This is a genomic window from Klebsiella sp. 141251, assembly GCF_050600725.1.
Classification (GTDB): domain Bacteria; phylum Pseudomonadota; class Gammaproteobacteria; order Enterobacterales; family Enterobacteriaceae; genus Klebsiella; species Klebsiella aerogenes.
Genome location: NZ_JAQIRG010000006.1, coordinates 54,342 through 76,084 on the forward strand (window position 1 = coordinate 54,342; position 21,743 = coordinate 76,084).

A 21,743-nucleotide genomic window follows, 5' to 3' on the forward strand; every position below is an offset into this window, starting at 1 on the left:
TGTTTTATTGATCCTGCAAAGAGAATATGCGCTCCATCGACACCCATTTTTCGCCTGCCGGCGTCCAGGGGGTGGGAACCTGGTATTGCCACATCAGCGCTTCCCAGCGCTGAATGACCGGGTGGTTCAGGCTGTGCTGAGCAAAGCGTTCGCCATCGAAATCCCCGGCGACCTCCATCACCATAAACAGCCGCGTGCCAAGCCGGTAAATCTCCATATCCAGCACGCCATGGGCGCGCAGGTGCCCGGCGACTTCCGGCCAGATACGTTCATGCAGACGCTGGTATTCGGCGATTTTCTCCGCCGAATCGACTAAATCCAGCGCCTGACACAGCCGCCGCCGCGCGACGATGGCGTTCATGACAGCGCCCTGTCGAGATGCAAATATCCGCCGTCCACCGATAGCCACTGCCCGGTAGTGTGCGACGCGCGCGAGGAGATAAGAAACACCACGGTGTTGGCGATCTCTTCCGGCGTGGTCATGCGTTTGCCCAGCGGAATGCGTTGGTTAATCGCCGCCATCTGCCGCTGCGGATCGGGGAAGGTATTTATCCAGCGCTGGTACTGCGGCGTCAGCACTTCCGCCGGAACCACCGCGTTGACGCGCACGCCGCTCTCGCGCAGCGATACCGCCCATTCACGGGTTAATGCCAGCACCGCCCCTTTCGCCGCGGTATAGCCGCTGGTGCCGCCCTGGCCGCTGAGCGCGGTTTTCGAGGCGATATTGACGATAGCGCCCCGCGCCGCCTCTAACGCTTCGCGGCACAGGTGAGCCATCTGGTAGTAGTGGATCAGGTTTTTCTCAAGCGATCCGAGAAACGCCTCACGCCCGGCCTCGAGCCCTACGCCATCGTTCACTCCGGCGTTATTCACCAGCGCATCAATGCGGCCAAATCGCGCCAGCACCTGACCTACCGCCCCGGCACATTCGGCCTCCTGGCACAGGTCGGCGATAATGAGCTCACTTTGCGGCGCGATTTGCTTCAACCTATCCATAAACCCCTGCTCTGGCAGGGCGTTAGTGACGATGACCGGCACCGCCCCCTCTTCCGCCAGCAGTTGCGTCACGGCCGCGCCGATCCCCGAGCCGCCGCCGGTGACGATAACCACTTTGTCTTTAAGAAATAGATCCACGCTTCGCCTCCGTTAAACCATAAACCCGACAGGCAGTGCCGCCCCAAATAGCTGACCGCTGCGTTTCCGTCAGCGGAGCCAGCGCCGTTTCGCACAGCTGGTAAACCTGGCGGTACTCCGCCGCCAGCAGGCATACCGGCCAGTCGGAACCAAACATCAGCCGCTGTGGGCCAAACAGCTCCAGCGCGGCGTCGAAGAAAGGCAGCAGCTGTTCCTCAGTCCAGCATCCACGCCCGGCTTCTGTCACCAGGCCGGAAAGTTTGCCCACCACATGCGGTAATGCGGCCAGCGGCCGCGCCTGTTCGGCCCAGTGGGCCGCGCCGCGCGCGATATCCGGCTTGCCGAAATGATCGAGTACCAGCCAGTGGTCATCGTGGCGGGCGGCAAAGCGTGCCGCCGCTGCGAGATGACGATGGGTAACCAACAGATCCCAGCTATAGCCCTGGCGCTGCAACTGCTGCATTCCTCGCGAGACCGCCTCGCGCTCAAGCCACGCTGCCGGGTCGGCTTCATCCTGCACCTGATGGCGCAACCCGCACAGCTGGCCGCGCCACTGCGTCAGCTTGTCTCCGAGATCCGCGGCGGTAATATCCAGCCAGCCCACCACGCCGCATACGCCTGCTGCTTGAGAAACCTGCGCCACCAGCCAGGCGGTTTCGTTTTCATCATGACGCGCCTGCACTACCACCGCGCCATCGAGCTGGTGCTGCGCCAGCAGCGGCTGGAGCTGCGGGGGGTAAAAATCCCGGCGCAGTTGCGGCATGTCGTCATCAATCCACGGATAATCCTGTGGCTGATAGCGCCAGTAGTGGTGGTGGGCGTCAATGCGCAACATGCGCTTCTCCACGGTAGCGGTACTGCTCGATAGAAGCCTGATGCATTTCAATCGAGTAGCCCGGCGCCTGCGGTGGCATATAAGCTGCGCCGCGGATTTCGCAAGGGTGCAGGAAGTGCTCGTGCAGATGGTCGACAAACTCAATCACCCGCCCTTCATGGGTACCGGCGATGCACAGGTAGTCAATCATCGACAGGTGCTGGACGTATTCGCACAGTCCGACGCCGCCGGCGTGCGGGCAAACCGGTAGGTTGTACTTCGCCGCCATCAGCATCACCGCCAGCACTTCGTTGACGCCGCCTAACCGGCAGGCATCGATCTGCACCACGTCAATCGCGCCGCGCATAATGAACTGTTTGAACATAATCCGGTTCTGGCACATCTCGCCGGTGGCGACCTTCACCGCGCCGATGTTCTCGCGGATCTTGCGGTGACCTTCGATATCATCCGGGCTGGTCGGCTCTTCGATAAACCACGGGTTGGCGAAGGCCAGCGCTTTGACCCACGGAATCGCGGCATCCACTTCCCATACCTGGTTGGCGTCAATCATCAGTTTCCGCTCGGGGCCAATCACTTCACGGGCAATGCGCACGCGGCGGATATCGTCTTCAATGTCGCGCCCGACCTTCAGCTTGATATGCGAGAAACCGGCGTCCACCGCCTGCTGACAAAGACGACGCAGTTTGTCATCACCGTAACCCAACCAGCCCGCTGAGGTGGTGTAACACGGATAACCATGCGTCTGCAGTTGTTCAAGCCGCTGGGCTTTACCCTCTTCACGGCTTTCCAGCAGGCGCAGCGCCTCCTCCGGGGTAATGCAGTCGGTGATGTAGCGAAAATCGATGCAGCGCACCAGCTCGGCCGGGCTCATATCGGCGACCAGTCGCCAGACCGGTTTGCCTTCGGCCTTCGCCCACAGATCCCACACCGCATTGACCACCGCGCCGGTCGCCAGGTGAATCGCCCCTTTATCCGGGCCAATCCAGCGCAGCTGGCTATCGCTGGTAAAGCGCCGCCAGAAGGCGCCCATATCGGCGGCGATCGCCTCAAGTTGCTCGCCGACGATTAAATGCTCCAGCGCCTGAATCGCCGCGCAGCAAATTTCGTTGCCGCGGCCAATGGTGAAGGTCAGCCCGTGACCGGTGAGCTTAGGATTGTCGGTTTCGAGGATCACGTAGGCGGCGGAGTAATCCGGATCGGGATTCATCGCGTCGGAGCCGTCCAACTGCTGCGAAGTGGGGAAGCGAATATCCTCTACCCGCAGGGCGGTAATTTGCGTCATTGTTTGTCCTCCACGGTCAGCTGCTGCTGTTCGCCCAACCCTTCAATGCCCAAACGAATAGTCTGGCCGGCGCGTAAATAAACCGGCTGCGGTTTCTGGCCCATCCCCACCCCCGGCGGCGTGCCGGTGGAGATGACATCGCCCGGCTGCAGGCTCATAAAGCGGCTCAGGTAGCTGATGATATAGGGCACTTTGAAAATCATGGTGCGGGTGTTGCCGTCCTGATAGCGTTTGCCGTCGACCTCCAGCCACAGGTTGAGGGCGTTGGGGTCGGGGATTTCATCGGCGGTCACCAGCCAGGGGCCCGTCGGCCCGAACGTGTCGCAGCCTTTGCCCTTATCCCAGGTGCCGCCGCGCTCAATTTGATACTCGCGCTCGGAGACGTCATTAATCACGCAGTAGCCAGCAACGTGCTGCATGGCGTCGCGCTCGTCGATATAGCGCCCGCCTTTGCCAATCACTACCCCTAATTCGACTTCCCAGTCGGTCTTTTGCGAACCGCGCGGGATAATCACGTTGTCGTTAGGCCCGACCACCGCGCTGGTCCACTTGCTGAATACCACCGGTTCCTGCGGAATGTCGGCGCCGGTCTCTGCGGCGTGATCGGCATAGTTCAGGCCAATGCAGATAAACTTACCGATACCGCCGACGCAGGCGCCAATACGCGGATTGCCTTCAACCAGCGGCAGGCTGTAGAGATCCAGCTGGCGCAGACGCGCCAGACTCTCCGGCAGCAGCGCGTCGCCGCGCAGATCGTTAATATATTGCGACAGGTCGCGCAGGCGGCCGTCGTTATCGAGTACGCCCGGACGCTCGCTGCCGGGATTGCCAAAACGAAGTAATTTCATGCGTTTTCCTGATAGTGAAATAAAGCGCCGCGCGGTTAGTTGCTCCAGCCGCCGTCAATAATCTGTACCGTACCGGTGGTGTAGGCGCTGGCGTCGGAAGCCAGATACAGCGCCAGCTGGGCGATCTCTTCCGGCTTGCCGATGCGGCCAATAGGCTGGCGGGCGACAAACGCCTCATAAACCGCCTCTTCGCTCAACCCTTGTTCACGCGCCTGCTCGGCAATACGTCCGCGCAGCGAAGGTGAATCGACGGTGCCCGGACAAATCGCATTACAACGAATGCCCTGGGTGACGAAATCCGCCGCCACCGAGCGGGTCAGGCCAATGACCGCCGCTTTACTGGCGCTGTAGGCGAAGCGGTTTGGTACCCCTTTCACGCTGGAAGCCACCGATGACATGTTGATAATCGAGCCGCCGCCGCGGGCGATCATCGCCGGCAAAAAGGCGCGAATCGTGTGGAACATGGCGGTGACATTCAGATCGAGAGCGAACTGCCACTCCCGCTCGCTACATTCAAGAATGCTGCCGCTATGCACCACCCCGGCACAGTTGAACAAGACATCCAGCGGGCCCAGCGTTTCCGCGGCGGCGGCAATCGCGTCGGCGCGTGTGACATCCAGCTGCAGCGGCTGCACGCCGGGGATATCGCTCAGTCCGGCAATGTTGATATCGCTGGCAATCACTTCCGCGCCAGCGGCGGCAAACAGCCGCGCGCAGCTATTGCCAATCCCCTGCCCTGCGGCGGTAATCAGAACGCGTTTTCCGGTTAGTTCCATTTCTCTCCCCTGGTCTAAAGGACTAATGGTCAGGCCATTGGTGGTAGTCAAAGGCCTGACCTTTCGCATGACAAGTCAGGCATAACCCGCTATCGTGAAGCTTAGATGTTGCAAAAACGGCCATAAACGGCACATTGGTTAACCAATTAATTACACTCGACTAACAAACACTCAAGTGTGCTGGCCAATATTTGTGCGCTTTATCACTGTCTATCGCATGAGCAAAGGTGAAACATGCCGATTACCAGACTGGAAAACCCAAGGATTTACAGACAGATAGCAGACCAACTCAAGCGATTAATTGAGAACAACGAATTTCCGCCCGGCAGTCGTCTCCCGTCTGAGCGAGATTTAGCCCAGCAGTTGAACGTCAGCCGCGCATCGGTACGCGAAGCGCTGATTGCGCTGGAGGTGATTGGCCTGGTGGACGTGCGCGTCGGCAACGGGGTAATCGTCAAATCGCAGACGCCGCTCGCCGCCACCAAAGAACCGGTGATGGCGCAGGCCGGTCGCGACCAGTGGACGGAGATCGACGACGAACTCAACATAGACCTTGATTTTAACGCCGAACTCCCGCCCTTTTCTCTGCTGCAGGCGCGTCTGCTAATCGAACCGGAAACCGCCGCGCTGGCGGCGCGCCACGCCAGCGCCGAAGAGCTGGCCGCTATCCGCGAGGCCTTTGAACAGAACTGTCGCGATAACCGTGCCGGTTCAACCACCCATCCCGGCGACCGCCTGTTCCATATCCGTATCGCTCAGGCCAGCGGCAACCCGGCGTACGCGTTTATCATCGGCCACCTGCTCGGCCACCGCTACGGCAGTATGTTCCGCATGCTGCAGCGCCATTACACCCCGGACGATATGCCACATCGCTCGGAACAGGAGCATCGCGCGATCCTTGAAGCCATTGAGGCCCACGACGTACGTGCGGCAAAAAAAGCAATGAAAAATCATATTGATCAGGTGATTACCATTTTTACCCGCAGCCAGTAGCCGCGATTTCTGCGCCTGGCGCTTTACCTTGCCGAAACGGCTGGTTAAGGTACGGCGGGACGAGATTATTTTGGATGAACCACAGATGAAAACGCCGCTGATCACCCGTGAAGGGTATGAAAAACTGAAGCAAGAGATGGATTACTTGTGGCGTACAGAGCGCCCGGAAGTCACCAAGAAAGTGACCTGGGCGGCGAGTCTTGGCGACCGCAGCGAAAACGCCGATTATCAGTACAATAAAAAGCGCCTGCGCGAGATTGACCGCCGGGTGCGTTATCTCACCAAGTGCCTGGAAAATCTCAAAATCGTCGATTATTCCCCGCAGCAGGAAGGCAAAGTGTTCTTCGGCGCGTGGGTGGAAATCGAGAACGACGATGGTGATACCAAGCGCTTTCGCATTGTCGGCTACGATGAAATCTTCGGCCGCAAAGACTATATCTCTATCGATTCGCCAATGGCGCGCGCCTTACTAAAGAAAGAGGTGGGCGACCTGGCTATCGTTAACACCCCGGCGGGCGAAGCCAGCTGGTACGTCAATGAAATTGAATACGTGAAATAGCGCCGGAACATTCCGAGAGAACCCGGTCGCGGCTGGCATTTTAGCCTGGCAGCCCGTATAACTATCCCCTGATTTTGACCCTAATGATGAATAAAACCGATGATGAATGATTCGCTCTGCCGCATTATTGCGGGTGAACTTCAGGCCAGAGCCGAACAGGTAGAAGCTGCCGTTCGCCTGCTTGATGAAGGGAACACCGTGCCGTTTATTGCACGTTATCGTAAGGAAGTCACCGGCGGTCTGGATGACACGCAGCTGCGTAATCTGGAAACTCGCCTCGGGTATCTGCGCGAACTGGAAGACCGCCGCCAGGCGATCCTCAAATCGATCGGCGAACAGGGCAAGCTCAACGAAGCGCTGGAAAAAGCCATCAACGCCACCCTCAGCAAAACCGAGCTCGAAGACCTCTACCTGCCGTACAAACCCAAACGCCGCACCCGCGGGCAAATCGCCATTGAAGCCGGTCTCGAACCGCTGGCCGATCTGCTGTGGAATGAGCCCTCCCACGATCCGGAAACCGAAGCGGCAAACTATATCGATGCCGATAAAGGCGTGGCGGATAGCAAAGCCGCTCTCGACGGCGCGCGCTATATCCTGATGGAACGCTTCGCGGAAGACGCCGCCCTGCTGGCGAAAGTACGTGATTATCTGTGGAAAAACGCCCATCTGGTGGCCAGCGTCGTCAGCGGCAAGGAAGAAGAAGGCGCTAAATTCCGCGATTACTTCGACCACCATGAACCGATCGCTTCCGTGCCGTCGCACCGCGCGCTGGCGATGTTCCGCGGGCGCAATGAGGGCGTGCTGCAGCTGTCGCTCAACGCCGACCCGCAGTTTGACGAGCCGCCGAAAGAGAGCCACTGCGAGCAGATCATTATCGATCATCTCGGCCTGCGCCTGAACAACGCCCCGGCGGACAGCTGGCGCAAAGGCGTCGTCAGCTGGACCTGGCGCATCAAGGTGCTGATGCACCTCGAAACCGAATTAATGGGCACCGTGCGCGAACGCGCGGAAGACGAAGCGATTAACGTATTCGCCCGTAACCTCCATGACCTGCTGATGGCCGCGCCTGCCGGCCTGCGCGCCACCATGGGCCTCGATCCGGGCCTGCGTACCGGCGTCAAAGTGGCGGTAGTCGACGGCACCGGCAAACTGGTGGCCACCGATACCATCTACCCGCATACCGGCCAGGCGGCTAAAGCCGCCGTCGTCGTGGCGGCACTGTGCGAGAAACATAACGTTGAGCTGGTGGCTATCGGCAACGGTACCGCTTCCCGCGAGACCGAGCGTTTCTTCCTCGACGTGCAAAAGCAGTTCCCGAAAGTGACCGCCCAGAAGGTGATCGTCAGCGAAGCCGGCGCGTCGGTCTACTCGGCTTCCGAACTGGCGGCGCAAGAGTTCCCGGACCTCGACGTTTCCCTACGCGGCGCGGTCTCTATCGCCCGCCGTCTGCAGGATCCGCTGGCCGAGCTGGTGAAAATCGATCCGAAATCAATCGGCGTCGGTCAGTATCAGCATGACGTTAGTCAGACGCAGCTGGCGCGTAAGCTGGATGCGGTGGTGGAAGACTGCGTTAACGCCGTCGGCGTTGACCTTAACACCGCCTCGGTAGCGCTGTTGACCCGCGTCGCCGGCCTGACCCGCATGATGGCGCAGAATATCGTCGCCTGGCGCGACGAGAACGGCCAGTTCCTCAACCGCCAGCAGTTGCTGAAGGTTAGCCGTCTGGGGCCAAAAGCCTTTGAACAGTGCGCAGGCTTCCTGCGTATTAACCACGGCGACAACCCGCTGGACGCCTCAACCGTTCACCCGGAAGCCTACCCGGTGGTCGAGCGTATTCTGGCCGCTACCCAGCAGGCGCTGAAAGATCTGATGGGCAACAGCAGCGAGCTGCGCAACCTGAAAGCCTCTGATTTTACCGATGATAAGTTCGGCGTGCCGACGGTATCCGATATCATCAAAGAGCTGGAAAAACCGGGCCGCGATCCGCGCCCTGAGTTTAAAACCGCCCAGTTCGCCGACGGCGTTGAGACGATGAACGACCTGCTGCCGGGGATGATTCTGGAAGGCGCGGTCACCAACGTCACCAACTTTGGCGCCTTCGTCGATATCGGCGTGCACCAGGATGGCCTGGTCCATATCTCTTCGCTGTCGAATAAGTTCGTTGAAGACCCGCATACCGTGGTCAAAGCGGGCGATATCGTCAAAGTGAAGGTGATGGAAGTCGACCTGCCGCGTAAACGCATCGCGTTAACGATGCGACTCGATGAACAGCCGGGCGACAGCAACGCGCGCGGCGGCGGCGGCAACGATCGCCCGCAGGGTAACCGCCCGGCGGCAAAAGCGGCGAAGCCGCGCGGTCGCGATGCTCAGCCAGCCGGCAACAGCGCGATGATGGATGCGCTGGCCGCCGCGATGGGCAAAAAACGCTAATCTTTCCCTGCCCCTCAATACGAGGGGCAATTTTCCGCTTTTTAATGCCTGAACCTCGATTAATATATTCCAGTAACCTTTCAATAAGTTCGAAATTTATAAAGTTTCATTCTGTTAACCAATGAAACCTTTATTAAACATTAAGTGAATAAATTAATTTTTCCCTTATTTTTAGCTACAGCAACGTTCTTGCGTCATATCAAAAAATAAGCAAATTCCCCGGAAAACCGCATTTATTATCCATGTCATGTATTGATGATACAAACCATTCTCATTATCATCGTTATCAGTTAAGTTTTATTCTTCTTCGTTGGCTATAGCCCCCAGCGCCGCTTTTATAGCCGCGCCTGGAAATTCTCTTTTCGGTTAGCGATAACAAGTAGGCCCTATGCAATTCACTCCTGATAGTGCGTGGAAAATCACCGGTTTTTCCCGCGATATTAGCCCGGCTTATCGGCAGAAACTGCTCTCCCTGGGAATGTTGCCCGGCTCTTCGTTTCATGTCGTGCGCGTGGCGCCGTTGGGCGATCCTATTCATATTGAGACCCGGCGGGTGAGCCTGGTATTACGTAAAAAAGACCTCGCGTTAATTGAACTGGAAGCGGTTGCGCAATAACACCTGACCCGGCACTAAGAGTCTGAAAAATGAAAAAATTAACCGTTGGTTTAATTGGTAATCCTAATTCCGGCAAAACAACGTTATTCAATCAGCTAACCGGCGCGCGCCAGCGGGTGGGGAACTGGGCGGGGGTCACCGTTGAGCGCAAAGAAGGCGCCTTCGCCACTACCGACCACCAGGTCACCCTGGTCGACCTACCGGGAACCTATTCGCTGACCACCATCTCCTCGCAAACGTCGCTCGATGAACAGATTGCCTGTCACTATATTCTCAGCGGCGATGCCGATCTGCTGATTAACGTCATCGACGCCTCGAACCTGGAACGTAACCTCTATCTGACCCTGCAGCTGCTGGAGCTGGGTATTCCCTGCGTCGTCGCGCTAAACATGCTCGATATTGCCGAAAAACAGCAAATCCGCATCGACGTCGACGCGCTGGCGGCCCGTCTCGGCTGCCCGGTGATCCCGCTGGTCTCCACCCGCGGTCGCGGCATCGAAGCGCTGAAAATGGCGCTCGACCGCCATGAACACAATCAGCCGCTGGAACTGGTGCACTATCCACAATCTCTGCAGCGCGAAGCCGATATGCTGGCGCAGGCGATGCCCGCTGATATGCCGCTGCGTCAGCGCCGCTGGCTTGGGCTGCAGATGCTGGAAGGCGATATTTATAGCCGCGCCTTCGCCGGCAACGCCGCCGACAAACTCGATCTGGCGCTGGCCAACCTGAGCGGCGAGATGGACGATCCGGCGCTCTATATCGCCGATGCCCGCTATCAAAGTATCGCCGCGGTATGCGATGCCGTCAGTAACACCCTGACCGCCGAGCCGAGCCGCTTCACCACGGCGATGGATAAAATTATCCTTAACCGCTTCCTCGGCTTACCGATCTTCCTGTTCGTGATGTACCTGATGTTCCTGCTGGCTATCAACATCGGCGGCGCCCTGCAGCCGATTTTCGACGCCGGTTCGGTGGCTATCTTCATTCACGGCATCCAGTGGCTGGGCTACACCCTGCACTTCCCGGACTGGCTGACCGTGTTCCTCGCGCAAGGGCTGGGCGGCGGTATCAATACCGTGCTGCCGCTGGTGCCGCAAATCGGCATGATGTACCTGTTCCTCTCCTTCCTTGAGGACTCCGGGTATATGGCGCGCGCGGCCTTCGTGATGGACCGCCTGATGCAGGCGTTAGGTTTGCCGGGGAAATCCTTCGTGCCGCTGATCGTTGGTTTCGGCTGTAACGTGCCTTCCGTTATGGGCGCCCGTACGCTGGATGCGCCGCGTGAACGCCTGATGACCATCATGATGGCGCCATTTATGTCCTGCGGCGCCCGACTGGCGATTTTCGCGGTCTTCTCCGCTGCCTTCTTCGGGCAGAACGGCGCGCTGGCGGTCTTCTCACTGTACGTACTGGGCATCGTGATGGCGATTCTTACCGGCCTGATGCTCAAATACACCATTATGCGCGGCGAAGCCTCGCCGTTCGTGATGGAGCTGCCGGTGTATCACGTACCGCACATCAAGAGCCTGGTTATCCAGACCTGGCAGCGCCTGAAAGGCTTCGTCCTGCGCGCCGGTAAGGTCATTGTGATTGTCAGTATTTTCCTCAGCGCGCTGAACAGCTTCTCGCTTAGCGGCAAAGTGGTCGATAACATCAACGACTCGGCGCTGGCTTCGGTTAGCCGAGTGATCACCCCAGTGTTTAAGCCGATTGGCGTGCACGAAGATAACTGGCAGGCAACCGTCGGCCTGTTTACCGGCGCGATGGCGAAAGAAGTGGTGGTCGGTACGTTGAATACCCTCTACACCGCGGAAGATATCCAGAATGAAGAGTTTAACCCACAGGAGTTTAGCCTTGGCGACGAGCTGTTGGCCGCCGTCGATGAAACCTGGCAGGGGCTGAAAGACACCTTTAGCCTGAGCGTGCTGGCGAACCCGATTGAAGCAAGCAAAGGCGATGGCGAAATGGAAACCGGCGCCATGGGCGTGATGGGCAGCAAATTCGGCAGCGCCGCCGCCGCGTACAGCTACCTGATTTTCGTCCTGCTCTATATTCCATGCATTTCCGTGATGGGGGCAATTGCCCGTGAATCCAGCCGCGGTTGGATGATGTTCTCGGTGCTGTGGGGGCTTAATATCGCCTACTCGCTATCGACGCTTTACTACCAGACCGTGAGCTTTAGCCAGCACCCGCGCTACAGCCTGGTGTGTATTCTGGCGGTGATTCTGTTTAACGTCGTGGTCTTTGGCCTGCTGCGTCGGGCGCGGAGCCGGGTGGATGTTTCCCTGCTGGCGACGCGTAAAACCCCGACGTCCTGCTGCCAGAGTCCGGCCGGCGACTGCCACTAAGGAGCAATCATCATGGCATCGTTAATCGAAGTACGCGATATGCTGGCCCTGCAGGGGCGCATGGAAGCCGCACAGCTGAGCGCCCGCCTGCATACGCCGCGGCCGCTAATCGACGCCATGTTAAGCCGCCTGGAAGCGATGGGAAAAGCGGTCAAGATGACCGAAGATGCCGATGGCTGCCTTTCCGGCAGCTGTAAAAGCTGCCCGGAGGGTAAAACCTGCCTGCGGGAATGGTGGTCTTTGCGCTGAATGGACATCCCGGATGGCGGCGCGTTGCGCCTTGTCCGGGCTATCTGCGGTGCGATTTGCTAGCCCTGCCAGGCACAGCGCTGGCAGGGAAAATCAGGCTTACTTATACACGTCGGCGTTCGCGTGAACCGTCTTCTCGTTCTTCTCGCCGGCAATCACCACGAAGTACTTACCGCCCAACTCATCCGCCTTCTTCGACAGATCGCGCTTCGCGTCCATCGGCGACGTGGTACGGGAAGTCGTGATGCTGCCGACCTTGGTCAGATTCATCTTCGCGACTTCATCTTTCTGGATCTCTTTCGCCGCGAACGCGCCAAAAGAGAGGGAGCCTATCACCAGAGATGCAACAATACCTGTAACAAGTTTCATAGCCTTTACTCTCCATAAGGTTGTTATTGTTAGTTTGCGGCGGCAAAAACGAAATAATCAACCACCGCAACAACCTAAGTATTGCCCGATCCTGATGATTTACCACGCGGCGCTAAAAATAATTATTCAGCCGCTCTTTCAGCGCGATCAGCGGTTCGCAAAATGGCTGGGGATGTGAAATAAACGGCGCATGGGCCGCCTTTTCGAAGACGATAGACTCACTTTGCGGCCACAGCTCATCCAATAACGGAACGATTTTACGCGGCACCAGCCCATCCAGGCGACCATAGAGGCGCAAAAACGGCATGGTCAGCGCGGCGAGCGGTTGACGCAAATCGGCGGTTTTGAGGATTTCCAACCCGCCGTTGAGAACCTCGGCAGGCGGCATCGGCAGCGACAGAACGGTGCTTTTCAGCGCCCGGGCGTCCTGGCGCGCGCTTTCGGTACCCATGGTTTGCAGGGCGAGAAAACGCTCGACGGTACGCTGGAAATCTTCACTAAGCTGCTGCTGGAAGCCGCTCAGCACTTCCGGTTTAATCCCCGGCCACTGGTCGCGCGCGCCAAAACACGGCGAAGAAGCGACGGTCACCAGCGCCTGCACGCGTTGCGGGTGCTGCAGCGCCACCAGACTCGCCACCAGCCCGCCCAGGCTCCAGCCAAGCCAGATGGCCTGCTCCGGCGCTTTTTCAACGACCTGCTGCGCCATCTCTTCAAGCGTTAAAGCGCCAAAACCACCGCTGCGGCCATAGCCCGGCAGATCCACCAGGTGCAGGGTAAAATGCGTAGCCAGTTCCGGCGTGATGCAATCCCACACGTTGGCATTCAGCCCCCATCCGTGCAGCAGCACAAGATGACAATTTCCTTCGCCCGTGGTTTGCCACCAGATGTCATTCATCAGTTACTGTTCTCTTTCCATCACTATGAGGGGAATTATGCTAACAGCACACAGCTTATGCTGGCTATGCCAAATGCCGCTGGCTATTGCTCACTGGGGGATTTGCTCGCGCTGCACCGCCTCGTTGCTCATCTCACAATCACTCTGCCCGCAGTGCGGCCTACCGGCATCGGCCTCTAACGTCCCCTGCGGACGCTGCCTGCAAAAACCGCCGCCCTGGCAGCGGCTGGTGACGGTGAATAGCTATGCCCCGCCGCTAAGCGGACTGGTACATCAGTTCAAGTTTGCCCCTCATCCGGAGTTGGGACCCGCGCTGGCGCGGCTGCTTCTTTTACGCCTGCGCCTTTACCGCGCGCTGCCGCCGGTGGACCGGATTATCAGCGTGCCTCTCTGGCAGCGCCGCCAGTGGCGTCGGGGATTTAACCAAAGCGAGGCGCTATGTCGCCCGCTGGCGCGGTGGATGGGCTGCGCCTGGCGCGGCGATGCGCTGACGCGAACCCGGCGTACCGCAACGCAGCACCAGTTAAGCGCTAGATTACGTAAGCAGAACCTGAAAAATGCTTTCCAGGTTGAATTATCCGTTCGGGGCCACCATATCGCCATTGTGGATGATGTCGTCACAACCGGAAGCACCGTCGCCGAGATTTCCCGCCTGCTTTTGCGAAACGGCGCCACGACGGTTCAGGTATGGTGTGTGTGCCGTACCTTGTAGACCCCCGCTGATGGGCGTATTATAACCCAGTAAAATAGTCAACTATTAGGCCAACGCTATGATCCGTATTTCCGATGCTGCACAAGCGCACTTTGCCAAACTGCTGGCAAATCAGGAAGAAGGGACGCAAATTCGCGTATTTGTGATTAATCCCGGCACCCCAAACGCTGAGTGCGGCGTATCCTACTGCCCACCGGATGCGGTGGAAGACACCGACACGGCGCTGAAATTTGAACAGCTGACCGCGTATGTTGATGAACTCAGCGCCCCTTATCTGGAAGATGCTGAAATCGACTTCGTCACTGACCAGCTCGGTTCCCAGCTGACGCTGAAAGCGCCGAACGCCAAAATGCGTAAGGTTTCCGACGATGCCCCGCTGATGGAGCGCGTCGAGTATCTGCTGCAGTCGCAGATCAACCCACAGCTGGCAGGCCACGGCGGCCGCGTTTCGCTGATGGAAATCACCGAAGACGGGCTGGCTATCCTGCAGTTCGGCGGCGGTTGCAACGGCTGCTCAATGGTCGACGTGACCCTGAAAGAAGGGATCGAAAAGCAACTGCTGAACGAATTCCCGGAGCTGAAAGGCGTGCGCGACCTGACCGAACACCAGCGCGGCGAGCACTCCTACTACTAAGCTTTCGCCTTCTCGCCCGGCAACAACCATTTGCCGGGTGAATTTCCCCTCCAGCATGTTACCGCGCAACATTTCTGACTAGTCGACACGTCAAAAACCCGGCAGAGAGTATGACTTAAGTCTCATATTTAAAATTTACCCCGTTCAGGGCATTCTCAAAGCTCACATGTTACCCGTATCATCCACGACAAGCACCACCGACAAAAAAATAGCCAGCTATCCTTTCTCTGGGTCAGGTATAAGCCAGCTTTACGGTGCCAGACATCCTTGTTCCTCTGCGGAACGGATACTGTAGATGTTCAGACTTTAACGTTACCCATAACAAGTTAAGGCCAGGTAAATCATGCCATTAGTCATCGTAGCTATCGGGGTTGCCCTGTTATTGTTGCTGATGATCCGTTTCAAAATGAACGGCTTCATCGCTCTGGTTCTGGTGGCGCTCGCCGTCGGATTAATGCAGGGTATGCCTCTGGATAAAGTCATCGTATCCATCAAAAACGGTGTCGGGGGCACGCTCGGCAGCCTCGCGCTGATCATGGGCTTCGGCGCCATGCTCGGTAAAATGCTGGCGGACTGCGGCGGCGCGCAGCGTATCGCCACCACCCTGATTGATAAATTCGGTAAAAAACATATTCAATGGGCCGTTGTACTGACCGGTTTCACCGTCGGTTTCGCCCTGTTCTATGAAGTCGGTTTCGTGCTGATGCTGCCGCTGGTCTTTACCATCGCCGCCTCCGCGCGTATCCCGCTGCTGTACGTCGGCGTACCGATGGCCGCGGCGCTCTCCGTCACCCACGGTTTCCTGCCGCCGCACCCTGGCCCGACCGCTATCGCGACAATTTTCCACGCCGATATGGGCAAAACGCTGCTCTACGGTACGATTCTGGCTATCCCGACGGTTATTCTCGCCGGTCCGGTTTTCGCCCGTTTCCTGAAAGGTATTGATAAGCCGATCCCGGAAGGCCTGCACAACCCGAAAACCTTCACCGAAGAAGAGATGCCGGGCTTTGGCGTCAGCGTCTGGACCTCTCTGGTACCGGTGATCCTGATGGCGATGCGCGCCGTCGCCGAGATGGTTCTGCCGAAGGGCCACGCCTTCCTGCCCGTTGCCGAGTTCTTCGGCGACCCGGTGATGGCGACCCTGATTGCGGTACTGATCGCGCTGTTCACTTTCGGCCTGAACCGCGGCCGCTCCATGGAGCAGATCAACGATACGCTGACCTCCTCTATCAAAATCATTGCCATGATGCTGTTGATCATCGGCGGCGGCGGCGCCTTTAAGCAGGTGCTGGTGGATAGCGGCATGGATAAGTACATCGCCTCTATCATGCACGAATCCAATATGTCACCGCTGTTTATGGCGTGGTCTATTGCTGCGGTACTGCGTATTGCGCTGGGTTCGGCTACCGTTGCCGCTATCACCGCGGGTGGTATCGCCGCGCCGCTGATTGCCACCACCGGCGTCAGTCCGGAGCTGATGGTTATCGCCGTGGGTTCCGGTAGCGTCATCTTCTCGCACGTGAACGACCCAGGTTTCTGGCTGTTCAAAGAGTATTTCAACCTGACCATTGGCGAGACCATCAAGTCCTGGTCGGTACTGGAAACCATCATTTCCGTGTGCGGCCTGATTGGTTGTCTGCTGCTGGGGATGGTGGTGTAACCCTCCCTCCCTGAAATAAAAAAGGCCGGGTGCGCATCATACGCCCCGGCCTTTTTTGTTGCTCGTTTCCCGGATGGCGGCGCAAAGCGCCTTATCCGGGCTACCCGCGGTGCCGTTTTTGTCGGGTGGCGCTGCGCTTACCCGACCTACGGTCCGCGCGGCCTGTATTTAATTTATTCACCATGCTGGCTGAAACTGCCGGTGTTGGCGGCCTCAAAATCGCTGAGACGTTCCCGGAAGGCCGGGGGTACAGGGGGCGGTGGCGACTGACCGCCCCCTGTGCGCTCCCTGCGCCAGAAGAGACATAACGCAGAAGAAATATCGGGAGCGCAATGTGCCCGGAATTAACACAAAGCACATGTTTTCCCCAACCAAAACCGTTGCAAACCGATAACAGTATCTACCAGTAGCCCCGGTAAGCGCAGCGCCACCGAGGAACTATCTCTGGATTAGCGGGCCTTGCGGCGCTTATCCAGGTCTTTAATCAGCTTATTCACCTGCGCATCGGCAAACATCTGCTCGAGCGTCACGGTAAGCTTACGCCGCCAGTTGGGATACTCGGTACTGGTGCCCGGGATGTTGACCGGTGAAGCCATCTCCAGCCAATCTTCCGGCTGCAGCCCAAGCAGGGCGCTGTTGCTGTCGGCGATATAGCGCTGCATCCCGCGATTGAGCGTTGAGGTCATCGCCATCAGCGAGGCTTTATGTCCGGCGCGCTTCGGCAAACAGCCGTGCCGATGCAGCGCATCCAGCAACCCCTGCTTCGCTTGTTCGCGATCGGCATATAAGCCGCGCAGCACCACTTCATCCGGATACAGGCCCAGCGTCTTCCCAAGCGTCAAATCGCCGCTCTCCCAATAACCGCGCAGCGTCGGTAGATCGTGGGTCGTCGCGACCGCCATCGACTGTTGCGGATAAGCCTTCGGCGCGCGGAACGTTTTATCAGGGCCATTCTCGAAGTAGAGCACTTTGTACGAGTAGACCCCGCTTTTGCGCAGCTTGCCGACGATTTCGACCGGTACGGTGCCCAGGTCTTCGCCGATCACCATGCAGCGGTGCCGCTGGCTCTCCAGCGCCAGAATCGCCAGCAGGTCATCCACGGGATACTGCACATAGGCGCCGTGGTCGGCGGTTTCGCCATACGGTATCCACCACAAACGCAGTACCGACATCACGTGGTCAATACGTAACGCGCCGCAGTTTTGCATATTCGCCCGTAGCAGTTCGATAAACGGCTCGTAGGCGCGGGCAACCATGACGTGCGGATCCATCGGCGGCAGGCCCCAGTTCTGTCCCAGCGGGCCGAGGATGTCCGGCGGCGCGCCGACGGAAGCCTTCAGGCAATACAGCTCGCGATCGCACCACGTCTCCGATCCGCCTTCGGCGACGCCGACCGCCAGATCGCGATACAGGCCAATCGGCATCCCGTCCTGCTGGCTGGTGTGCCAGCAGGCGGCGAACTGCGTATAAGCCAGCCATTGCAACCATAGATAGAAGCTCACCTCATCGGCATGCTCCGCACAGAAGGTCTTCACCTGCGGGCTACTCGTACTTTGATACGCCTCCGGCCATGCCGGCCAACCCCAGCGCATTGGATCCTGCTGGCTTTGCCAGGCATGCAGCGCATCAAACGCCGCCTGCCAGTAGAGACTTTCTCCCTCGCGCAGCACGAACCGGCGGAACTCCGCCATCTGCTCGTCTTCACGCTTAGAAAACTCAGCCCACGCCAGACGCAGCGCGGTCAGCTTCAGCGCGGTGACGGCGGTATAATCGACATCAGCGGTCTGCCGCGCGGCCTGCAAGGCCTGCTGGGTTTCCGCAAGCTGCCACCATGCCTGCGCGGCAGGGCTACGCTGGAAATCTTCCACCGCGTTGACGTCGATATAGATAACGTTGAGCCAGCGGCGCGATGACGGACTGTACGGGCTGGCGCTCTCCGGGTTCGCCGGATAGAGCGCGTGAATCGGGTTGAGACCGATAAACGCGCCGCCGCGACGGGCGATTTCCGGCAGCATGGCGCGTAGATCGCCGAAGTCGCCGATGCCCCAGTTATTCTCAGAACGCAGGGTGTAAAGCTGTACGCAGGCGCCCCATAGCTTTTTGCCCTCTTTGAGCGCCTGCGGTTCGTAGCAACGCGCCGGGGCGACGATCGCCCGGCAGTGCCAGCGTTCGCCGTCCCGCGTGAGGGTCAGGGTGTGATAGCCCGTCGGCAATCGCCCCGGCAGGGTGAGCGCTTCGCCGCCGCGCGTCTCGCCCTGATACTGCTTACCATCTTCGGTCGTCAGCAGCCAATGAAACGCGCCGCTTCCCGCGACCGGCAGCTGCATTTTTTTACCGTGGGTAAAAACCTTGACGCTGGGCAGCGGTTCTACCGCCGCTTTCGCGGCAGTAGACGTACGATGCATAGCATCCAGCAAACGTTGTTTGGTGGCCGCCGCGATCGACTGCGGTTGCCCGTGCGCGTTGATATAGCTGGGGCTGATCCCCGCCGCCAGCGCGGCGGTATCAAGGCGTTTATTCTCCATAGGCCTGTCCTTAGCGTTTTGCCTGCCAGATACGTTGCTGATAATCACGGATAGAACGGTCGGAGCTGAACATGCCGCAGCGCGCGGTGTTGAGGATCGCCGCACGGGTCCAGGCTTCCTGGTCGCGATACAGTTCATCCACCTGCTTCTGCGCCGCGACGTAAGCGCTAAAGTCAGCCAGTACCAGGTACGGATCGCCGCCTTGCAGCAGGCTATGCAGCATCTGATCAAAGGCGTGTTTGTCGCCGCCGCTATATTTTCCGCTCTCCAGCTCTTTCAGCACCGCGTCCAGCAGTTTATCTTTTTTGCGCCATTTCAGCGGATCGTAGCCTTTCGTTTTCAGCGCCTTAACTTCTTCTACGGTATGGCCGAAGATAAAGATATTGTCCTCGCCAACCTGCTCGGCGATTTCAACGTTGGCGCCGTCAAGGGTGCCGACGGTCAGCGCGCCATTCAGCGCCAGCTTCATGTTGCCGGTACCGGAGGCCTCTTTACCCGCCGTAGAAATCTGCTCGGAGACGTCCGCCGCCGGGATCAGCATTTCCGCCGCCGATACGCAGTAATCCGGCAGGAAGACCACTTTTAGCTTATCGCCCACCAGCGGATCGTTGTTGATCGCCTCGGCCACCTTGTTGATCGCCAGAATAATATTCTTCGCCAGGTAGTAGCCCGGCGCGGCTTTGGCGCCAAACAGGAAGACGCGCGGTACGCGGTCGGCCTGCGGGTTTTCGCGGATCTCTTTATACTGCGCCAGAATATTCAGCAGGTTGAGGTGCTGGCGTTTGTACTCGTGCAGACGCTTAATCTGGATATCGAAAATCGCCTGCGGGTTGATGTCGATACCGGTACGCCGCTTCACGAACTCAGCGAGACGCACTTTATTCGCCAGCTTAATGTCGCGATAAACCTGACGGAATTTGGCATCGTCGGCGTACTTCTCCAGCTTGATCAACTGGTCGAGATCGTTGGCCCACTCTTTCTTCAGCGTCTTATCGAGCAGGGCAGCGAGCGCCGGATTACACTGTTTAATCCAGCGACGCGGCGTAATGCCGTTGGTCACGTTATGGAATTTGTTCGGCCACAGCTGGTGATATTCCGGGAACAGATCCTTCACCACCAGATCGGAGTGCAGCGCCGCGACGCCGTTGACCGCAAAGCCGCTCACCACGCACATGTTGGCCATGCGAACCTGTTTATCATGGACCACCGCCAGCTTCGCCCACACCTGCTTATCGCCCGGCCAGGTTTTCTCCACCAGCAGTTTAAATCTGTCGTTAATCTCTTTGATTATCTGCATATGACGCGGCAGCAGCGCCTTCACCAGCTTCTCATCCCAGCACTCCAGCGCTTCCGGCATCAGGGTATGGTTGGTGTAAGCGAAGGTTTTGCTGGTGATGGCCCACGCATCGTCCCAGCTCATCTGGTGCTCATCAAGCAGCACGCGCAGCAGTTCCGGGATGGCGATGGTCGGGTGGGTGTCGTTCAACTGGATCACTTCATAATCCGCCAGCTGATGCAGCTTGCGGCCAGCCAGATGGTGGCGACGCAGAATGTCCGCCACCGAGCAGGCGCACTGGAAGTACTGCTGCATCAGGCGCAGTTTTTTCCCCGCCAGGTGGTTGTCATTCGGATACAGCACCTTGGTCAATTTTTCGGCGTCGATACCCTGTTGCTCCGCGCGCAGGAAATCGCCGTCGTTGAATTTCGTCAGGTTGAACGGATGGGCATGCTTCGCCTGCCACAGGCGCAGCGGTTGCGCGACGTTATTGCGATAGCCAAGCACCGGCAGGTCCCAGGCTTCGCCGGTAATCACGAAAGCCGGTTGCCATTCGCCGCTTTTGCTGACTTTACCGCCGATACCCACCTGCACATCCAGCGCTTCGTTGTGGCGGAACCACGGATAGCTGCCGCGTCCCCAGTCATCCGGCGCTTCCATCTGCTGGCCGTCAGCGAAGGATTGACGGAACAGACCGTATTGGTAGTTCAGGCCGTAACCGGTCGCCGACTGGCCAACGGTGGCCATAGAATCCAGGAAGCAGGCCGCCAGACGGCCCAGGCCGCCGTTGCCCAGCGCCGGATCGGTCTCTTCTTCCAGCAGGTCGGTCAGCTGAATGTCATACGCCTTCAGCGTCTCGCTCACTCCTTCATACCAGCCCAGGTTGAGCAGGTTATTACCGGTCAGGCGACCGATCAGGAACTCCATCGAAATGTAGTTAACGTGGCGCTGTCCTTTAACGGCTTCCGCCGCCGGTTGCGCCGCCAAAAGCTCCGCCAGCGCGCCGCTGACCGCGCGCCACCACTGGCGTTGAGTCATCTCTGCGGCTGACGATAAACCGAAACGCTGCCACTGACGCGTCAGTGCAGCCTGAAACTGAGCCTGGTTAAAAGAAGTCTGTGACATAAGAAATCCTGGTCCTTTACTAAAACGTTAGCCTTAGTGTGCCGACCTCCTGATGCCGCTGCCTCCTCCCGAGGGGGATTAGACAGGGAGGAGTAGCGGGGATGAGCGAAAATTGTGATCGCGGCCACTTTAACGTTAGCTCGTCGTCGGGAATTCGCCGCCTTATTGCGCGTGTAGAACAATAATTTCGCCAGCGCGACGAACGGCAAATTTGTTACAGCGCAATTCATATCGCCAGGCAAAATTTGCTCGTACCATTATCGTGAAATAAAAAACAAACAACTGACAGAATAAAAAGATGCCATGACAAAAATACGTGAAATAGATTAACCCTAAGAATCCACTGACGATAATTTAATAAAAACAATCAACTACGAAAAACACTGTGTAAAGTAATTTCGTCCCGGACGAAACCGTCGTAAACCGAGGCATGGCGCGTACTGGTACCGGTTTAAAGCTAATTAAAAACCGAAGCGA

At 58.3% G+C, this 21,743-nt stretch carries 19 protein-coding genes; 9 read left to right on the forward strand and 10 right to left on the reverse strand.

What is annotated here, in order from left to right; genetic code table 11:
- Positions 1-4: 4 nt before the first annotated feature.
- From PGR09_RS14710 to PGR09_RS14735, 6 genes are read right to left on the reverse strand one after another with little or no spacing between them, the layout of a single operon-like run.
- Positions 5-361 carry an L-rhamnose mutarotase gene (locus tag PGR09_RS14710; protein ID WP_320482952.1) on the reverse strand — a complete coding sequence of 119 codons (357 nt, stop codon included), beginning with the start codon at positions 359-361 and terminating at the stop codon, positions 5-7.
- Positions 358-1,134 carry an SDR family oxidoreductase gene (locus tag PGR09_RS14715; protein ID WP_047047976.1) on the reverse strand — a complete coding sequence of 259 codons (777 nt, stop codon included), beginning with the start codon at positions 1,132-1,134 and terminating at the stop codon, positions 358-360. The genes PGR09_RS14710 and PGR09_RS14715 overlap by 4 nt, the downstream gene beginning before the upstream one ends.
- Positions 1,118-1,969, reverse strand: a complete 852-nt coding sequence (locus PGR09_RS14720) for an amidohydrolase family protein (RefSeq protein WP_063415089.1) — start codon at positions 1,967-1,969, stop codon at positions 1,118-1,120. Before PGR09_RS14720 ends, PGR09_RS14715 begins: the two co-directional genes overlap by 17 nt.
- Positions 1,956-3,251, reverse strand: coding sequence for an L-fuconate dehydratase (locus PGR09_RS14725; protein ID WP_049060788.1), 1,296 nt, complete (start codon positions 3,249-3,251; stop codon positions 1,956-1,958). The genes PGR09_RS14720 and PGR09_RS14725 overlap by 14 nt, the downstream gene beginning before the upstream one ends.
- On the reverse strand, positions 3,248-4,099 hold the full coding sequence (locus PGR09_RS14730; RefSeq protein WP_015703672.1) for a fumarylacetoacetate hydrolase family protein: 852 nt from the start codon (positions 4,097-4,099) through the stop codon (positions 3,248-3,250). The genes PGR09_RS14725 and PGR09_RS14730 overlap by 4 nt, the downstream gene beginning before the upstream one ends.
- Before the next feature lie 35 nt (positions 4,100-4,134).
- On the reverse strand, positions 4,135-4,875 hold the full coding sequence (locus tag PGR09_RS14735; RefSeq protein ID WP_015703673.1) for an SDR family oxidoreductase: 741 nt from the start codon (positions 4,873-4,875) through the stop codon (positions 4,135-4,137).
- Positions 4,876-5,109: 234 nt separating this feature from the next.
- On the opposite strand from PGR09_RS14735, the gene PGR09_RS14740 reads away from it, so the two are divergent.
- The 6 genes from PGR09_RS14740 (at position 5,110) to feoC (ending at position 12,070) form a co-directional block, all read left to right on the forward strand.
- On the forward strand, positions 5,110-5,868 hold the full coding sequence (locus tag PGR09_RS14740; RefSeq protein WP_047047964.1) for a FadR/GntR family transcriptional regulator: 759 nt from the start codon (positions 5,110-5,112) through the stop codon (positions 5,866-5,868).
- Positions 5,869-5,953: 85 nt separating this feature from the next.
- Positions 5,954-6,427, forward strand: a complete 474-nt coding sequence (gene greB / locus PGR09_RS14745) for a transcription elongation factor GreB (protein WP_015703675.1) — start codon at positions 5,954-5,956, stop codon at positions 6,425-6,427.
- A 99-nt stretch (positions 6,428-6,526) separates the two neighbouring features.
- Positions 6,527-8,857: a Tex family protein gene (locus PGR09_RS14750; RefSeq protein ID WP_430916268.1), complete on the forward strand. Its 2,331-nt coding sequence runs from the start codon at positions 6,527-6,529 to the stop codon at positions 8,855-8,857.
- Positions 8,858-9,245: 388 nt separating this feature from the next.
- A complete protein-coding gene (gene feoA / locus PGR09_RS14755; protein ID WP_015703677.1) occupies positions 9,246-9,473 on the forward strand; it encodes a ferrous iron transporter A in 228 nt (75 codons plus the stop codon).
- Positions 9,474-9,502: 29 nt separating this feature from the next.
- Positions 9,503-11,821 (forward strand): Fe(2+) transporter permease subunit FeoB, encoded by a 2,319-nt coding sequence (gene feoB / locus PGR09_RS14760; RefSeq protein WP_063415095.1) that lies wholly within the window; start codon positions 9,503-9,505, stop codon positions 11,819-11,821.
- Between the two features lie 12 nt (positions 11,822-11,833).
- A complete protein-coding gene (feoC, locus tag PGR09_RS14765) occupies positions 11,834-12,070 on the forward strand; it encodes a [Fe-S]-dependent transcriptional repressor FeoC (protein WP_049060791.1) in 237 nt (78 codons plus the stop codon).
- Positions 12,071-12,169: 99 nt separating this feature from the next.
- On the opposite strand, the gene PGR09_RS14770 is transcribed toward feoC, so the two are convergent.
- Both PGR09_RS14770 and bioH read right to left on the reverse strand, forming a co-directional pair.
- Positions 12,170-12,439 (reverse strand): YdgH/BhsA/McbA-like domain containing protein, encoded by a 270-nt coding sequence (locus tag PGR09_RS14770; RefSeq protein ID WP_015369359.1) that lies wholly within the window; start codon positions 12,437-12,439, stop codon positions 12,170-12,172.
- A 112-nt stretch (positions 12,440-12,551) separates the two neighbouring features.
- On the reverse strand, positions 12,552-13,334 hold the full coding sequence (gene bioH, locus PGR09_RS14775) for a pimeloyl-ACP methyl ester esterase BioH (RefSeq protein WP_315711708.1): 783 nt from the start codon (positions 13,332-13,334) through the stop codon (positions 12,552-12,554).
- Positions 13,335-13,371: 37 nt separating this feature from the next.
- Between bioH and gntX the strand changes: the two genes are divergently transcribed.
- The 3 genes from gntX (at position 13,372) to gntT (ending at position 16,340) form a co-directional block, all read left to right on the forward strand.
- Positions 13,372-14,046 carry a DNA utilization protein GntX gene (gene gntX / locus PGR09_RS14780; RefSeq protein WP_315711709.1) on the forward strand — a complete coding sequence of 225 codons (675 nt, stop codon included), beginning with the start codon at positions 13,372-13,374 and terminating at the stop codon, positions 14,044-14,046.
- 58 nt (positions 14,047-14,104) lie between these two features.
- On the forward strand, positions 14,105-14,680 hold the full coding sequence (gene nfuA / locus PGR09_RS14785; RefSeq protein ID WP_015369356.1) for a Fe-S biogenesis protein NfuA: 576 nt from the start codon (positions 14,105-14,107) through the stop codon (positions 14,678-14,680).
- Positions 14,681-15,023: 343 nt separating this feature from the next.
- On the forward strand, positions 15,024-16,340 hold the full coding sequence (gene gntT / locus PGR09_RS14790) for a gluconate transporter (RefSeq protein ID WP_047078876.1): 1,317 nt from the start codon (positions 15,024-15,026) through the stop codon (positions 16,338-16,340).
- 449 nt (positions 16,341-16,789) lie between these two features.
- Here gntT and malQ read toward each other — a convergent pair whose 3' ends face one another.
- Complete coding sequence (gene malQ / locus PGR09_RS14795) at positions 16,790-18,865, reverse strand: 4-alpha-glucanotransferase (protein WP_430916269.1); 2,076 nt, start codon at positions 18,863-18,865, stop codon at positions 16,790-16,792.
- Positions 18,866-18,875: 10 nt separating this feature from the next.
- On the reverse strand, positions 18,876-21,266 hold the full coding sequence (malP, locus tag PGR09_RS14800) for a maltodextrin phosphorylase (RefSeq protein WP_430916270.1): 2,391 nt from the start codon (positions 21,264-21,266) through the stop codon (positions 18,876-18,878).
- Positions 21,267-21,743: the final 477 nt, after the last annotated feature.